The 15,203-nt window shown below is 70.4% G+C and carries 15 protein-coding genes; 14 read left to right on the forward strand and 1 reads right to left on the reverse strand.

The window, feature by feature from the left end; all coding sequences use genetic code 11:
• A partial coding sequence (locus C1I97_RS15275) for an integrase core domain-containing protein (RefSeq protein ID WP_111003765.1) occupies window positions 1-854 on the forward strand: 854 nt, incomplete at its 5' end.
• A gap of 101 nt (window positions 855-955) precedes the next feature.
• Window positions 956-1,507 (forward strand): integrase core domain-containing protein, encoded by a 552-nt coding sequence (locus tag C1I97_RS15280; protein ID WP_111003766.1) that lies wholly within the window; start codon window positions 956-958, stop codon window positions 1,505-1,507.
• A gap of 368 nt (window positions 1,508-1,875) precedes the next feature.
• Here the strand turns inward: C1I97_RS15280 and C1I97_RS15290 are convergent, their stop codons facing one another.
• Entirely contained in the window at window positions 1,876-2,481 is a 606-nt protein-coding gene (locus C1I97_RS15290) for a TetR/AcrR family transcriptional regulator (RefSeq protein ID WP_220040830.1), read from the reverse strand.
• Between the two features lie 253 nt (window positions 2,482-2,734).
• On the opposite strand from C1I97_RS15290, the gene C1I97_RS15295 reads away from it, so the two are divergent.
• From C1I97_RS15295 to C1I97_RS15350, 12 genes are all read left to right on the forward strand, one after another.
• Complete coding sequence (locus C1I97_RS15295; RefSeq protein ID WP_111003768.1) at window positions 2,735-3,538, forward strand: enoyl-CoA hydratase-related protein; 804 nt, start codon at window positions 2,735-2,737, stop codon at window positions 3,536-3,538.
• 33 nt (window positions 3,539-3,571) lie between these two features.
• A complete protein-coding gene (locus C1I97_RS15300; RefSeq protein WP_111003769.1) occupies window positions 3,572-4,717 on the forward strand; it encodes an acyl-CoA dehydrogenase family protein in 1,146 nt (381 codons plus the stop codon).
• A gap of 23 nt (window positions 4,718-4,740) precedes the next feature.
• Window positions 4,741-5,487, forward strand: a complete 747-nt coding sequence (locus C1I97_RS15305; protein WP_111003770.1) for an SDR family NAD(P)-dependent oxidoreductase — start codon at window positions 4,741-4,743, stop codon at window positions 5,485-5,487.
• A gap of 13 nt (window positions 5,488-5,500) precedes the next feature.
• The gene (locus C1I97_RS15310; RefSeq protein WP_111003771.1) at window positions 5,501-7,126 is read left to right on the forward strand and encodes an AMP-binding protein; all 1,626 of its coding nucleotides are present in this window, start codon (window positions 5,501-5,503) and stop codon (window positions 7,124-7,126) included.
• Window positions 7,123-8,322: a 3-oxoadipyl-CoA thiolase gene (gene pcaF, locus C1I97_RS15315; RefSeq protein ID WP_111003772.1), complete on the forward strand. Its 1,200-nt coding sequence runs from the start codon at window positions 7,123-7,125 to the stop codon at window positions 8,320-8,322. The genes C1I97_RS15310 and pcaF overlap by 4 nt, the downstream gene beginning before the upstream one ends.
• A gap of 14 nt (window positions 8,323-8,336) precedes the next feature.
• Window positions 8,337-9,137 carry an enoyl-CoA hydratase/isomerase family protein gene (locus tag C1I97_RS15320; protein WP_111003773.1) on the forward strand — a complete coding sequence of 267 codons (801 nt, stop codon included), beginning with the start codon at window positions 8,337-8,339 and terminating at the stop codon, window positions 9,135-9,137.
• 3 nt (window positions 9,138-9,140) lie between these two features.
• Window positions 9,141-10,043: a 3-hydroxyacyl-CoA dehydrogenase family protein gene (locus C1I97_RS15325; protein WP_111003774.1), complete on the forward strand. Its 903-nt coding sequence runs from the start codon at window positions 9,141-9,143 to the stop codon at window positions 10,041-10,043.
• A complete protein-coding gene (locus C1I97_RS15330; protein ID WP_111003775.1) occupies window positions 10,028-11,179 on the forward strand; it encodes an acyl-CoA dehydrogenase family protein in 1,152 nt (383 codons plus the stop codon). The genes C1I97_RS15325 and C1I97_RS15330 overlap by 16 nt, the downstream gene beginning before the upstream one ends.
• Before the next feature lie 41 nt (window positions 11,180-11,220).
• Complete coding sequence (locus C1I97_RS15335) at window positions 11,221-12,408, forward strand: acyl-CoA dehydrogenase family protein (protein ID WP_111003776.1); 1,188 nt, start codon at window positions 11,221-11,223, stop codon at window positions 12,406-12,408.
• Between the two features lie 16 nt (window positions 12,409-12,424).
• Window positions 12,425-13,450 (forward strand): acrylyl-CoA reductase family protein, encoded by a 1,026-nt coding sequence (locus C1I97_RS15340; protein ID WP_111003777.1) that lies wholly within the window; start codon window positions 12,425-12,427, stop codon window positions 13,448-13,450.
• A complete protein-coding gene (locus tag C1I97_RS15345; protein WP_111003778.1) occupies window positions 13,447-14,232 on the forward strand; it encodes an electron transfer flavoprotein subunit beta/FixA family protein in 786 nt (261 codons plus the stop codon). The genes C1I97_RS15340 and C1I97_RS15345 overlap by 4 nt, the downstream gene beginning before the upstream one ends.
• Before the next feature lie 56 nt (window positions 14,233-14,288).
• Window positions 14,289-15,203, forward strand: a 915-nt coding sequence (locus C1I97_RS15350) for an electron transfer flavoprotein subunit alpha/FixB family protein (protein ID WP_111003779.1), incomplete at its 3' end; no start/stop codon positions are given.

The following is a 15,203-nucleotide window of genomic DNA, read 5'->3' on the forward strand; positions in this document are numbered from 1 at the left end:
ACACGATCATGCGGTGGCACCGCAACCTGCTCAAGCAACGACATGCCGCCACCTGCCTGCCGAAGCGGCGCGGACGCCCACCCCCCGTCCGGTCGATCCGCGCCCTGGTCCTGCGCCTGGCCCGCGAAAACAGTTCCTGGGGCTACCGCCGCATCCACGGCGAGCTCGCGGCACTGGGCATCAAGGCCGCCGCCTCCACCGTCTGGGAGATCCTCAAGGAGCACGGCATCCCGCCCGCGCCCGAACGGCAGAACACGACCTGGGCCGACTTCCTGCGCAGCCAGGCCGCCGCGCTGTTGGCGTGCGATCTGTTCGAGGCCCGCACGCTCACCGGGGCTCGCCTGTATGTCTTCGCGGTCATCGAACACGCCACCAGGCGGATCAGGATCCTGGGCGCCACCGCGCACCCCACCGCGGACTGGATGGTGCAGCTCGGACGCAATCTCGTCATGGACCTGGAGGACGCGGGCAGCAGGGCCAGATTCCTGATCCGCGACCGCGACTCGAGGTTCACGCAGGCCCTCGACGCCGTGCTGACCGACGCCGGCCTGGAGGTCGTCACCAGCGGCATCCGGATACCGCGGATGAACTCGATCGTAGAGCGCCGGATACAGACCTGCCGCCGCGAACTGCTGGACCGCACCCTCATATGGGACCAGCGCCATCTACTCCACGCGCTGCGCGAGTTCGAGTCCTTCTACAACGAGCATCGCCCGCACCGGACACTGGGGCAAGCGGCTCCGCTCCGTCCGCTACCCGAACCGATCACCGAACCAGGACAGATCGCGCACCTGAAGATCCGCCGACGAGACCGACTCGGCGGAATCCTTCACGAGTACCAACATGCCGCCTGAGCAGGGCGGATGATTAATCGGCCCCCACAGTCCCGCCGCCGACCGCACGCGACGATGGGTGGCGCACGTTTCTTCAGGCCCACGCCGAGTCGATCCCGGTGATGGACTTCTTCCACGTGGACTGCGCGCTCTTCCTGACTCGGCTGTACGTGGCGTTCGTCATCGAGCACCGCACCCGCCGGGTCCACCTGCTGGGCGTGATGCGGTACCCGACCGGCGCCTGGGCCACGCAGCCGGCCCGGGACTTCACCGCCGATCCCGGGCAGACCCGGCACCGGTTCCGCCGTCTGATCCGGGACCGTGACGCCACGTTCCCCGCGGCCTTCGACGCCGTACTCGCCGCGAGCGGGATCGACGTGCTGCTCACGGCTCCCCAAGCGCCGCGGACGAATGCGATCGCCGAGCGGTTCGTGCGCACCGTCCGCGCCGAGTGCACCGACCGGCTGCTCATCGGCGGCGAGCGCCGCCTGCGCACGGTCCTTGACCACTACCTCGCTCACTGCAACGGCGGGCGCAGCCATCAAGGCGCCGGACTGAGCCTGCGCGCCCCCGACGACGACCCGAACGTGATCCCGTTCCCGGTCCGGGCGGGGCGGACCCGCCGGATACCCGTTCTCGGTGGGCTGATCAACGCGTACGAAGCCGCAGCGTGAACCACCAGGCGAGACCTGGTGACCGAGTTTCGGAAGTAGTACAGGGCACGGTGCGCGGGGAGACGATCCGGTGGCCACGCAGCCTCTGGGACAGCAGCCGGGCCGGCGCGGCCAGCAACGACCGGCCTGGCCACGTGGGCTTCGGCGCGTTGACCTTTCGGCGCAGCACCGCCACTTCATGCCGCAAGATCAGTATCTCGGCGTTCTTCGCCGCGGTTGACCGGCACGGCAGAGCAAGCCACGCGAAGATCCGCGTAGCGAGCAAGTAGGTCATTCGTACGAGCACGACGACCGATCATGCCCGACTGCTTTCTCGGCGCGTTGCCCCAGGTCAGCTGCAGTGAACCCGTTTTGGAGCACTACGGGCACTACGGGCGCGGCTGCTCGGACGGTGCTTGGCCGACGAGCATCATCAAGGTGTCGGTGAGTTCGTCGATGGCGTGGTCGCGGGCGCGGCCGGTGAGGTCGGCGCACCACAGTGGCGCCTGGGACATCGCGGCGTGCATGCACTGCAGCGCGGTGTCCACGCTGGTGACGGTGAAATCGCCGGTGGCCAGACCTGCTTCGATGGCGGTGCGGAAGATCCGGTCGTGCTGCTGGCGCAGCTGCTTGATCCGGGCCCGCTGGGCGTCGGGCCACTGCCGGGGGGCGAGGAACAGGCGCAGGGCGGCGGGGTAGTCGCGTACGGCGATGGTGATGTGTTCGTGGATCAGTGCGCGTAGGCGCTCGGACGGGAGGTCGTCCTGGGCCTGCGGGAGCTGCTCGAGACGTGAGGTCCAGGTATTGCCCAGGGTCTCGATCGCAGCCGTGGCCAGCTCGTCCTTGCCTTTGAAGTAGTAGTACAGCGAGCCCTTGGTGACGTCCAGGCGTTCGGCGACGTCCTCCAGGCTGACCCCGTCGTAGCCTCGCTCGCCGAACAGCTCCGCCGCCACCGACACGATCTCCTGGATGCGCCTGCCGCGCTTGCGCTCCACGCGGCTCGGCGCGGTCGGAGCGGCCTCTCCCTCTAGGGCTTGCTGCCTAGTCACCCGTGTCCGCCTCTTCATGCTCGCCTGTCTCCGGCGCCCGGGCCCGGTTGCGCCTGACTCCATAGTACTTCTCTGACCTTAGAGTCAACTGTTGACTCCAAGGTCAAATTTCGTCATCGTGGTCAACGTCCAGCGGGTGCCGGACCGGCCGAGGCCCGGATATCCGGCTGCCGCCCACGCCTCAGCGAAGGAGCGAGTGATGGCACCGCAGACCTACGAGGACATCCGGTACGAGATCGCCGGACCGGCCGCGGTCGTCACGATCAACCGGTCGGAGCGCTACAACGCCTTCCGCGGCCGCACCGTCGAGGAGCTGATCAGGGCCTTCCGCGCCGCCTGGGCCGACCGGCAGGTCCAGGCCGTCATCCTCACAGGGGCGGGGGACAAGGCGTTCTGCACTGGCGGCGACGTCAAGCAGCGTGCGGAGACCGGAGACTACGGACCGACCGAGAGCGGCATGTTCGAGATCGGCAATCTGCACAAGCTGATCCGGGACATCCCCAAGCCGGTGATCGCGGCGGTCAACGGCATCGCCGTCGGCGGTGGACACGTGCTGCACGTGCTGTGCGATCTCACCATCGCCGCCGAGACCGCCCGATTCGGCCAGGCCGGACCCAAGGTCGGGTCCTTCGACGCCGGTTTCGGCTCGGCCTATCTGGCCCGGGTGGTGGGCGAGAAGCGGGCCCGCGAGATCTGGTACCTGTGCCGGCTGTACGACGCGGCCACGGCGGAGCGCTGGGGGCTGGTGAACAAGGTGGTCCCGGCCGACCAGCTGCTCAAGGAGGCCAAGGAGTGGGCCGCCGAGATCGCGGCGAAGAGCCCGACCGCGCTGCGCTTCCTCAAGCAGTCCTTCAACGCCGACACCGACCACCAGGCGGGCCTGAGCAACCTGGCCATGTCCGCGCTCGACCTGTTCACCGCCTCCCCTGAGGGCCTGGAGGGCGCGGCGGCCTTCGCCGAGAAGCGCACCCCCGACTTCAACCGCCACGTCAACTGGCACTAGACCGCAGCGCACTACTGAGAAGGGAGCCGGGCCGTGGATTTCCGGTTCGACGAGGACGAGGAGTCCTACCGCCAGGAGCTGCGCCGCTTCGCGGCCAGGGTGCTCGCTCCGCACTACCAGGCCGACGACCGGGCCGCGAAGCTGCGTCCGACGCTGGCCGCGGAGATGGCGTCCATGGGCCTGACCGGCCTGCGGGTGCCGGAGCAGCACGGCGGCCAGCAGGCCAGCGCGGTGGTTGCCGGGCTGGCGGCCGAGGAGGTGGGCCGGGCCGACTTCAACGCCGGCTACCTCATCATCAACACCGCGCTGATCAGCGACATCCTGGTGCGCAACGCCACCGAGGCGCAGCAGCAGCGCTGGCTGCCGCCGATCGCCGCAGGCGAGGTGATCCCCTCGCTGTGCGTCACCGAGCCGGGGCACGGCACCGACGCGGCGCGCCTGGAGGTGCGGGCCGAGCCGGACGGGGACGGCTGGCGCCTGGTCGGCGAGAAGACGTCGATCACTCTGGGTATGGACGCCCACACCGGCCTGGTGCTGGCTCGCACCGGCGGCAGCGGCGCGCGCGGAGTCAGTGCCTTCTACGTGGACCTGGACGACCGCTTCATCGCCCGTTCCGCCTTCGACGACCTCGGCAGCCGCGCCATCGGCCGCGCCTCGCTGCACTTCGACGGCCTGCCGGTGTCCCGCGACCAACTGGTCGGCGCGGAGGGCGGCGGATTCGTCTCGGTGATGCAGGGCTTCGACTACTCCCGCGCCATCATCGGCCTGGCCTGTCTCGGCGCGGCGCAGGTCTCGCTGGAGGAGGCCCTGCAGTGGGCCAGGGACAGGGAGGCGTTCGGCCGGCCCATCGGGACGTTCCAGGGGGTGTCCTTCCCGCTGGCTGCCTACGCCACCTATCTGCGCGGCGCGCGGCACGTGTGCTACGAGGCGCTGTGGCGCAAGGACCGTGGCCTGGAGCACAGCACGGAGGCGGCGATGGCCAAGTTCTGGGCGCCGAAGCTGTCCACCGAGGTCATCCATCAGTGCCTGCTCACCTTCGGGCACCTGGGCTACTCCGCCGAGAGCCCACTCGGCCAGCGGCTGCGCGACGTCATCGGTCTGGAGATCGGGGACGGGACGGCGCAGGTCTCCAAGCTCGTCATCGCCCGCAACCTGCTCGGCCGCGCCTTCGCGCCGTAGCGATCACTCGAAGGGAACGGACCATGGGAAGTCTCGACAGCAGGATCGCCGTGGTGACCGGCGCCGGCCGGGGCATCGGCCGGGCGATCGCGCAGGAGCTCGCCAGGCGTGGCGCGACGGTCGTGGTCACCGACATCGACGAGGCGGCGGCCAAGGAGACCGCCGACTTGCTCGGCAACGGCGCGGTGGGCATCCGCACCGACGTCACCGACCGCGAGTCGGTCGGCGCCATGGTCGTGGAGGTGGCCCGCCGCTTCGGCCGGGTGGACGTGCTGGTCAACAATGCGGGCTGGGACAAGGCCGCCGCGTTCGTCGACTCGGACCCGGCCGACTGGGACCGGGTCCTGCAGATCAACCTCTACGGCGTGCTGAACACCTGTAAGGCAGTGCTGCCGTTGATGGTCGAGGCCCGGTCGGGAAAGGTGGTGAACCTCGGCTCGGACGCCGGCCGGGTCGGCTCCTCCGGCGAGGCGGTCTACTCCGCCGCCAAGGGCGGCGTGATCGCGTTCACCAAGGCTCTCGCCCGGGAGACCGCCAGGCACCAGATCAACGTCAACTGCGTGTGCCCCGGCCCCACCGACACCGAGCTGTTCGCCTCCATGGGCGGCGACGACCCCAAGCTGCGCGAGGCCCTGATCCGCGCCATCCCCTTCCGGCGCCTGGGCCGACCCGCTGACCTGGCCAACGCGGTCGCCTTCCTGGCGTCCGACGAATCCGCCTTCATTACCGGCCAGACCGTCAGCGTCAGCGGCGGCCTCACCATGAGCTGAGCGGAGGCCCACTATGACCTTCGAGACGGCCCTCACCCCGGAGCGGATCGAGAGATGCACCCGGCAGGGCTTCTGGCGCGGCCGCATCATCACCGACTTCCTCGACGAAGCAGCCGCCCGCACCCCCGACAAGACCGCCTTCATCGACCCGCGGCGGCAGACCAGCTATGGTCGGTTGCGCGAGGAGGTGGACCGCTGCGCGCAGGGCCTGCTCGGCCTCGGCGTCGGCCCCGGCGACGTGGTCTCTTTCCAGCTGCCGAACTGGGTCGAGTGGGTGGTCGTGCACCTCGCGGCCACCCGCATCGGCGCGATCAGCAACCCCCTCATCCCGATCTACCGCGAGCGCGAGGTCGGGTTCATGGTCGGCCTGGCCAAGTCGAAGGTGATCGTCGTCCCCGGCGAGTTCCGCGGCTTCGACTTCCCGGCGATGGTGGAGCGGCTGCGCCCCGACTGGCCGCGACTGGAGTACGTGGTCGTCGTCGACGGCAAGCCCGATCAGGGGGACCTCCCCTGGACCGACCTGCTGGCCGCGGCTCCGATCGCGCCCGAGCGCGTGGCCGCGCTGCGGCCGGACGCGAACGAGGTGACGCTGCTCATCTTCACCTCGGGGACCACCGGCGAGCCCAAGGGCGTGATGCACACCCACAACACTCTTGTCGCCGCCAACGACCCGCTACCGGCGCGGCTCGGGCTGGGCGCGGACAGCGTCTTCCACATGGCCTCCACCCTCGCCCACCTGACCGGGTTCCTGTACGGGGCGCGGCTGCCGGTGCAGAACGGCGCCACCGCCGTGCTGCAGGACGTGTGGGATCCGGACCGCTTCGCGCAGCTGGTCCAGCAGCACCGGATCAGCTGCACCTGCGGCGCCACCCCCTTCCTGCACGACGTGCTGGCCGCCCCCGGGCTGGACCGGTACGACCTGTCCCCGCTGCGGCGCTTCTGCTGCTTCGGCGCACCCATCCCCCGCGTTATGGTCCGCGAAGCCGCGCGTCGCCTGCCCGGCACGGTCGTCCTCGGCGGCTGGGGCCAGAGCGAGAACGCCCTGGTCACCCTCGGCAGCCCCGACGACCCGCCGGAGAAGGTCACCGAGACCGACGGCTTTCCCTGGCCCGGCATGCGCATCCGCGTGGTTGACCAGGCGGGCACCGAGCTGCCGCCCGACCAGGACGGACGCCTGCAGGTGACCGGCCCATTCCTGTTCGTCGGTTACGCCGAACGCCCCGAGCTGACCCGCGAGAGCTTCCAGGGCGAGTGGTTCGACACCGGCGATCTGGCTCGCATCGACGCGGACGGTTACCTGCGCATCTCCGGGCGCACCAAGGACGTCATCATCCGCGGCGGCGAGAACATCCCCGTCGCCTACGTGGAGAACGTCCTGTACGAGCATGACAAGCTCGACGCCGTCGCCCTGGTCGCCGTGCCCGACCCGCGCCTGCAGGAACGCGCCTGCGCATGTGTCGTCCTCAAGCCCGGCGCCGAGGACTTCACCTTCGACGAGATGCAGCGGTTCCTGAAGGAGAAGGGCGTGGCCCGTCAGTACTGGCCCGAAAAGCTCGTGGTGCTCCCGGAGTTCCCGCGCACGCCAAGCGGCAAGATCCAGAAGTTCCAGCTCCGCGACCACCTCCGGGGTGACGCATGACCACGGCCTACCTGGTGGCGGGTACCCGTACCCCGATCGGGCGGTACGGAGGTGCTCTCGCAGGGGTCCGCACCGACGATCTCGCCGCCCACGTCGTCCAAGCCCTCGTCAAGCAGCACGGCTCGGTCGACTGGGAAGCCGTCGACGACATCATCCTGGGATGCGCCAACCAGGCGGGCGAGGACAACCGCAACGTGGCCCGCATGGCGGGGCTGCTCGCGGGCCTGCCCGTGGAGGTGCCCGGCATCACCGTGAACCGGCTGTGCGCCTCCGGCCTCGACGCCATAGCCGTGGCCGCGCGGGCCGTGCGGGCCGGTGAGGCGGACCTGGTTGTCGCCGGCGGGGTGGAGAGCATGACACGAGCGCCGTTCGTCCTGCCCAAGGCGCCCACCGCCTGGTCCCGGACAGGCGAAGTGCACGACACCACCATCGGCTGGCGGTTCGTCAACCCCCGGATGCGAGCCGCCTATGGCACGGACTCGATGCCCGAGACCGCCCAGACCGTCGCCGACAGCTACGGCATCTCCCGCGCGGACCAGGACGCGTTCGCGCTGCGCTCCCAGGAGCGGGCGGCCACGGCCCTCGCCCGCGGGCGGCTGGCGCGCGAGATCACGCCGGTGCCGGTGCTCTCCGGGCGGGGCGAGACGCTGCCGGTCGAGACGGACGAGCACCCGCGCCCGACCTCGCTCGAAGCACTCGCGCGTCTGAAGCCGATCGTTCCGGGCGGCAGCGTCACCGCAGGCAATTCCTCGGGTGTCAACGACGGCGCAGTAGCCGTCCTGGTCGCCTCAGAGCGGGCCGTGCAGCGGTACGGGCTCACACCGTTGGCCCAGATCTCGGGTGCGGCTTCGGTGGGAGTGCAGCCGCGGGTGATGGGGATCGGCCCCGACCCGGCCACGCGCAAACTGCTCGACAGGTCCGGCCTCGGGGTTGGGGACGTGGACCTCGTCGAGCTCAACGAGGCATTTGCTGCCCAGGCGTTGGCGGTGCTGCGGGGCCTGGGACTGCCCGACGACGCTGAGCACGTGAACCCCAACGGGGGTGCGATCGCCCTGGGTCACCCGCTCGGCGCCAGCGGGGCCCGATTGGCGCTGACCACGGCGATCGAGCTCGCGGACCGACAGGCCCGTCGTGGCGTCGTGACGATGTGCGTCGGTGTGGGGCAGGGCGTCTCCCTGCTCCTTGAGGCCGCGTGACACGGAGGAGACCGATGACAACAGCAGCAGGAACCACACAGGCCCTGGAGACGGTCCGCGTCGACGTGGCCGACCACCTCTCCGTGGTCACCGTCAACCGGCCGGAGGTCCGCAACGCCGTCAACCAGCAGGTGCAGGCCGATCTGCGTCGGGCGCTCGCGGAGCTGCGCGGCGACGACTCCGTCGGCGCCGTCGTCTTCACCGGCGCCGGGGACCACTCCTTCATCGCAGGGGCGGACATCACCCAGCTGAAGGACTACACACTGCACACCGCCCTCGAGTCGGACATGCAGCGCCTCTACGACGAGATCGAGGCGTTCGAGAAGCCGACGATCGCCGCCGTGAACGGCTACGCACTCGGCGGCGGCTGCGAACTCGCGATGGCCTGTGACATCCGGATCGCCGCGGACACCGCCAGGTTCGGGCTGCCCGAGACGAACCTCTCCGTGCTGCCGGGCGCCGGCGGCACCCAGCGCCTCGCCCGGCTGGTGGGCACCGGAAGGGCGATCGAGATGATCCTCACCGGCCGGATGGTCGATGCCGCCGAGGCGTCCGCAATCGGACTGGTCACCTCCGTGGTGCCCGCCGCCTCGCTCCTGAACGAGGCGCGCCGGGTAGCAGACCAGGTACTGCGCAAGGGACCGCTGTCGGTGCGCCTGGCCAAGCTGGTCATCCGCACCGGCATGGACGCGGGACAGCACACCGGACTGGTCGTGGAGCGACTGGCGCAGGCGCTGCTCTACACCAGCGACGACAAGCGCGAGGGAACGGAAGCCTTCCTGGCCAAGCGCCCTCCCGCGTTCCGGGGGAGGTAACCGATGACCAGCATCGAGCGGATCCTCGTTGCCGGGGCGGGAACCATGGGCGCCCAGATCGGCATGGTCTGCGCGCTGGCCGGTTTCGAGACCGCGGTGTACGACCCCGCCGAGACAGCTCTGGACCGGGCCCGCACTGAGCTGGCGGAGCGGACCGCCCGCGACGTGGCCAAGGGCCGCATGAGCGAGGCCGAGCGCGACGCAGCCTTCGCCCGGCTGACCTTCGGCACCGACCTGGCCGGCCCAGCGGCCAAAGCCGACTTCGTCATCGAGGCCGCGGTGGAGCGGCTGGACGTCAAGCGGAAGCTCTTCGCCGAGCTGGACCGGCTCGCCCCGCCGCACGCGATCCTCACCAGCAACTCCTCGGGCTTCGTGCCCTCCCGGATCGCCGACGCCACCCGCAGGCCGGAGCAGGTGTGCAACCTGCACTTCTTCAACCCGGTCCGGGTCATGCGGTGTGTCGAGATCGTGCGCGGCCCGCAGACCTCGGACGAGACGGCCCGGGAGGTCGTCGCGCTCGCCGAGCGGCTCGGCAAGCTCCCGGTCGTGCTGGACAGGGAGATCCCTGGCTTTGTCGCCAACCGGATCCTGGGCGCGGTCCGCGACGAGGCCATCCGCCTTCTGGAGGGCGGCGTCGCCTCGGTCGTGGCGATCGACACGGTGTGCCGCACCGCACTTGGCTACCCCATGGGGCCGTTCGAGCTGATGGACCTCACCGGCATCGACATCGGCTACCACACCAAGATGGCGCGCTACGACGAGAGCGGCGACCCGCGGGACCTGCCCAGCCGCAGTGTCACCCAACTCGTCGAACGCGGCGAGCTCGGCAGGAAGACCGGCAAGGGCTGGTACACGTACGGCCGGCACGGCAACAAGATTGAAGGAACGCCATGGACCTCGCGCTGAACGACGACCAGAGGAACTTCCAGACGCTCGCGCGCGAGTTCCTCGACAAGGAGGTCGCGCCCTACCGCGCGGCCTGGGACCGGGCCGAACAGGTGGACACCTCGATCATCCCCAAACTGGGCGAGATCGGCTTCTTCGGCCTCACCATCCCCGAGGAGTACGGCGGCCTGGGCGGCGACTACATCACCTACTGCCTGGGCATGGAGGAGCTGGGCCGCGCCGACTCCGCGGTGCGCGGCATCGTCTCGGTGTCCATGGGCCTGGTCGGCAAGGTGATCCTGTCCCACGGCACCGAGGAGCAGAAGCAGTACTGGCTGCCCGGCATCGCCACCGGCGAGCTGCTCGGCTGCTTCGGACTGACCGAGCCCGGCACCGGCTCCGACGCCGCCAACCTGGCCACCCGGGCGGTGCGCGACGACGGCGACTACGTGCTCAATGGCCAGAAGATCTTCATCACCAACGGCACCTGGGCCGACGTCTGCCTGGTCTTCGCCCGCACCGGAGGCCCCGGTCCCAAGGGCGTCTCCGCGTTCCTGGTCCCCACCAGCACCCCCGGCTTCGAACGTCGCGAGATCAAGGGCAAGCTGGGGCTGCGCGGCCAGGCCACCGCCGAGATCTTCCTCACCGACGTGCGCGTGCCCGCCTCCGCGCGCCTCGGCGCGGAGGGCGAGGGCTTCACCATCGCCATGCACTCGCTGGACAAGGGCCGCATCTCGGTCGGCGCCGGCTGCGTCGGGATCATCCAGGGCTGCCTGGAAGCCGTCGTCCAGTACTCGCGCGAGCGGCAGCAGTTCGGCCGGCCGCTGGCCTCCTTCCAGCTGATCCAGGACATGATCGCCGACATCTCCGTCGAGGCAGACGCCGCGCGGCTGCTGGTGTGGCGGGCCGCCGACCTGATCGAGCGGGGCGAGCCGTTCGGAGTGGCCGCGTCCAAGGCCAAGTACTTCGCCAGCGAGGCCGCCGTACGCGCGGCGAACGCGGCCATCCAGGCGTTCGGCGGCTACGGCTACGTGGACGAGTACCCGGTGCAGAAGTACATGCGCGACGCCCGGGTGATGACCCTCTACGAAGGCACCAGCCAGATCCAGAAGCTCCTCATCGGCCGTGCCGAAACCGGCGTCAGCGCCTTCATCTGACGCGCCATCTCCAGGCCGCCCTGTCCGGAAGGAACCCCACCGTGGCTACCGCTGATCCTCGGGCCCCGCAGGCCCCGCTCACCCTGTTCGGCATCGACACCCTGCTCAGCGAGGAGGACCTCGCCATCCGCGACACCGTCCGGCGCTTCGTCGAGGACCGGATCAGACCGCACATCCCCGACTGGTTCTCCGACGGCACCATCCCCACCCGTGACCTGGCCAAGGAGCTCGGCTCCCTCGGCGTGCTCGGCATGCACCTGGACGGCTACGGCTGCGCCGGCACCACCGCCACCGCCTACGGGCTGGCCTGCCTCGAGTTGGAGGCCGGCGACTCCGGGTTGCGCTCGCTGGTGTCCGTGCAGGGCTCGCTGGCGATGTTCGCGATCTGGAAACACGGCAGCGAGGAGCAGAAGGCCGAGTGGCTGCCCCGCATGGCCGCCGGCGAGGCGATCGGCTGCTTCGGCCTCACCGAGCCCGACTTCGGCTCCAACCCGGCCGGTATGCGGACCCGGGCCCGCCGCGAGGGAGGCGACTGGGTACTCGACGGCACCAAGATGTGGATCACCAACGGCTCCGTCGCCGACATCGCGGTGGTCTGGGCGCAGACCGACGACGGCATCCGTGGCTTCGTCGTCCCTACCGACACCCCGGGCTTCTCCGCCCCGGAGATCAAGCACAAGCTCTCGTTGCGGGCCTCGGTCACCAGCGAACTCGTCCTCGATGGCGTGCGCCTGCCCGCCGACGCAGTCCTGCCCGGCGTCCGTGGCCTGTCCGGACCGCTCAGCTGCCTCAACGAGGCCCGCTTCGGCATCGTCTTCGGTGCTCTCGGCGCCGCCCGTGACTGCTTGGAGACGGCCATCTCCTACGCCCGCGACCGTGAGATCTTCGACAGGCCGCTCGCCTCCTACCAGCTCACCCAGGCCAAACTCGCCAATATGGCAATGGAGTTGGGCAAGGGCATGCTGCTGGCGGTACAGCTCGGCCGGCTCAAGGACAGCGGCTGGCTGAAGCCCGAGCAGATCAGCCTGGGCAAGCTCAACAACGTCCGCGAGGCGATCGCCATCGCCCGCGAGTGCCGCACCATCCTGGCGGCCAACGGCATCACCCTGGAGTACCCGGTACTGCGGCACGCCAACAACCTCGAATCCGTGCTCACCTACGAGGGCACCTCCGAGGTGCACCAGCTCGTCATCGGCCAGGCCCTGACCGGCCACGCCGCGTTCCGCTGACCGGAGGGATACCACAATGGGCGACGACACCAGCCTGGCCTACCAGATCACCCGCGAGGGAGGCCAGGTGCGGGGGGAATGGGCGCACGTCCCGATCGCGGACATCGGCGCCGGCGAGCTGCTGATCCGCACCTCGTACTCGAGCGTCAACTACAAGGACGCGCTCGCTGCGACCGGGGCCGGGAAGGTCGTGCGCAGCTTTCCGCTGATCGGCGGGATCGACCTCGCCGGCGAGGTCGCGGAATCGGCCGACCCGCGCTTCCGCGCGGGCGACCAGATCGTGGTCACCGGTTTCGCGCTCGGCGAGGAGTACGACGGCGGCTACAGCGAGTGGGTCCGCGTATCGGCGGACTGGGCTGTCCCGTTGCCGACCGGCATGAGCGCGTGGGAGTCCATGGCACTCGGCACCGCAGGGCTGACCGTTGCCCTGGCGATCCATCAACTGGAACGGTCCGGTCTTCGCCCCGGGCAAGGCCCGGTGGCGGTGACCGGCGCGAGCGGCGGCGCCGGCAGCCTGGCGGTGAGCACGCTCACCGCCCGTGGCTACGAGGTCACTGCGATCACGGGAAAGGCCGACGCTCACGACTACCTGCGTCACCTGGGAGCCGCCGAGGTCGCGGGCCGACCGGACCCGGGCACGGCGCACGGGCCACTGGAAAGCGCCCGTTGGGCGGGAGCCGTGGACGCGGTCGGCGGCGACACCCTGTCCTGGCTGATCCGAACCACCCGGCGGCACGGCGCGATCGCCGCCTTCGGCAACGCGGGCGGCCATCAACTCAACAGCTCTGCACTGCCGTTCATCCTGCGCGGCATCAGCCTGCACGGCATCAACACCGGGTACTTCCACGAGGAGGAGCTGCGCCGACAGCTGTGGCAGCGCATGGCCACAGACCTGCGCCCGGGCCACCTCGACCTGATCGCCCACACCATCGACTTCCGCCAACTACCGGACCAGTTCCCGAACTTATTGGAAGGCCGGGTCCGTGGGCGGGTCGTGGTCCGGGTGAACGGACATTCGCAACAAGGAGGAGACAGGTCGTGAGCTTGAGGATCGTTGTCACCGTGAAGTACGTGCCCGACGCCACCGGCGACCGGCACTTCGCCGATGACCTGACCGTGGACCGGGACGACGTGGACGGTCTGCTCTCCGAGCTGGACGAGTACGCGGTCGAACAGGCCCTGCAGATCGCCGAGAACGCCGACGACGCCGAGGTCACGGTCCTGACGGTGGGCCCGGAGGACGCCAAGGACGCGCTGCGCAAGGCGCTGTCCATGGGCGCCGACAAGGCCATCCACGTCGAGGACGACGACCTGCACGGCACCGACGCCATCGGCACCTCGCTGGTGCTGGCCAAGGCGATCGAGAAGGCCGGCTACGACCTGGTGATCTCCGGCATGGCCTCCACCGACGGCGCCATGGGCGTGGTGCCCGCCCTGCTGGCCGAGCGGCTGGGCGTGCCGCAGGTCACGCTGCTGTCCGAGGTGGCGGTCCAGGACGGCACCGTGAGGGGCCGCCGCGACGGCGACGCCGCCTCCGAGCAGCTGCAGGCCGCCCTGCCGGCCGTGGTGTCGGTGACCGACCAGTCGGGTGAGGCCCGCTACCCGTCCTTCAAGGGCATCATGGCGGCCAAGAAGAAGCCGGTTGTCTCCTGGGACCTGTCCGACCTGGACCTCGACGCCGGCGAGGTCGGCCTGGCGAACGCCTGGACGAAGGTCGAGGCGGCCGCGGAGCGTCCGGCCCGCAGTGCGGGCACGATCGTCACCGACGAGGGCGAGGGCGGCCGGCAGCTCGCCGAGTTCCTCGCGAGCCAGAAGTTCATCTAAAGGCGCCGTTCGCCGACCCGTCCCGCATCCTTCGCACGCAGGAGAGAAGAAGTCCCATGGCTGAAGTCCTCGTCTACGTCGACCACGCAGGCGGCGCCGTCCGCAAGCCCACCCTGGAGCTGCTGACCCTGGCCCGCCGCCTGGGCGAGCCGGTCGCCGTCGCCCTCGGGGCCGGTGCCGCCGATACCGCCGCTGTGCTCGCCGAGCACGGTGCGGTGCGGGTGCTGACCCACGAGGCCGCCGAGTACGGCGAGTACCTGGTGGTGCCGAAGGTGGACGCCCTGCAGGCCGCCGTCGAGCAGGTCTCCCCGGCGGCCGTGCTGGTCTCCTCCTCCACCGAGGGCAAGGAGATCGCCGCCCGGCTGGCGCTGCGCCTCGGTTCCGGCCTCATCACCGACGCCGTCGACCTGGAGGCGTCCGAGGCGGGCCCGGTGGCCACCCAGTCGGTGTTCGCCGCCTCGTTCACCACCCGCTCCCGGGTCACCCGGGGCACCCCGGTCATCACGGTCAAGCCCAACAGCGCCGCCGTGGAGGCCGCTCCGGCCGCCGGCAGCGTCGAGGCCCTGAACGTCACGTTCTCGGCGCAGGCCACCGGCACGAGGATCACCGGCCGCACCGCCCGGGAGTCGACCGGGCGTCCGGAGCTGACCGAGGCCGCGATCGTGGTCTCCGGCGGCCGGGGCGTGGGCGGCGCGGAGAACTTCGCGCTCATCGAGGCGCTCGCCGACTCGCTCGGCGCGGCCGTGGGTGCCTCGCGGGCCGCGGTCGACGCCGGCTGGTACCCGCACACCCAGCAGGTCGGCCAGACCGGCAAGTCCGTCTCGCCGCAGCTGTACCTCGCCAACGGCATCTCCGGCGCGATCCAGCACCGGGCCGGCATGCAGACCTCCAAGACCATCGTGGCGGTCAACAAGGACCCCGAGGCCCCGATCTTCGACCTGGTCGACTACGGCGTGGTCGGCGACCTGTTC

Source organism: Streptomyces sp. NTH33 (assembly GCF_003236365.1).
Classification (GTDB): Bacteria; Actinomycetota; Actinomycetes; order Streptomycetales; family Streptomycetaceae; genus Streptomyces.

Bases quoted from the DNA above. Each gene is read 5' to 3' on its own strand.
- C1I97_RS15340 (WP_111003777.1), top strand. From the start codon at position 12,425: ATGGGCGACGACACCAGCCTGGCCTACCAGATCACCCGCGAGGGAGGC.
- C1I97_RS15320 (WP_111003773.1), top strand. From the start codon at position 8,337: ATGACAACAGCAGCAGGAACCACACAGGCCCTGGAGACGGTCCGCGTC.
- pcaF (WP_111003772.1), top strand. From the start codon at position 7,123: ATGACCACGGCCTACCTGGTGGCGGGTACCCGTACCCCGATCGGGCGG.
- C1I97_RS15305 (WP_111003770.1), top strand. From the start codon at position 4,741: ATGGGAAGTCTCGACAGCAGGATCGCCGTGGTGACCGGCGCCGGCCGG.
- C1I97_RS15310 (WP_111003771.1), top strand. From the start codon at position 5,501: ATGACCTTCGAGACGGCCCTCACCCCGGAGCGGATCGAGAGATGCACC.
- C1I97_RS15280 (WP_111003766.1), top strand. From the start codon at position 956: ATGGACTTCTTCCACGTGGACTGCGCGCTCTTCCTGACTCGGCTGTAC.
- C1I97_RS15295 (WP_111003768.1), top strand. From the start codon at position 2,735: ATGGCACCGCAGACCTACGAGGACATCCGGTACGAGATCGCCGGACCG.
- C1I97_RS15330 (WP_111003775.1), top strand. From the start codon at position 10,028: ATGGACCTCGCGCTGAACGACGACCAGAGGAACTTCCAGACGCTCGCG.
- C1I97_RS15325 (WP_111003774.1), top strand. From the start codon at position 9,141: ATGACCAGCATCGAGCGGATCCTCGTTGCCGGGGCGGGAACCATGGGC.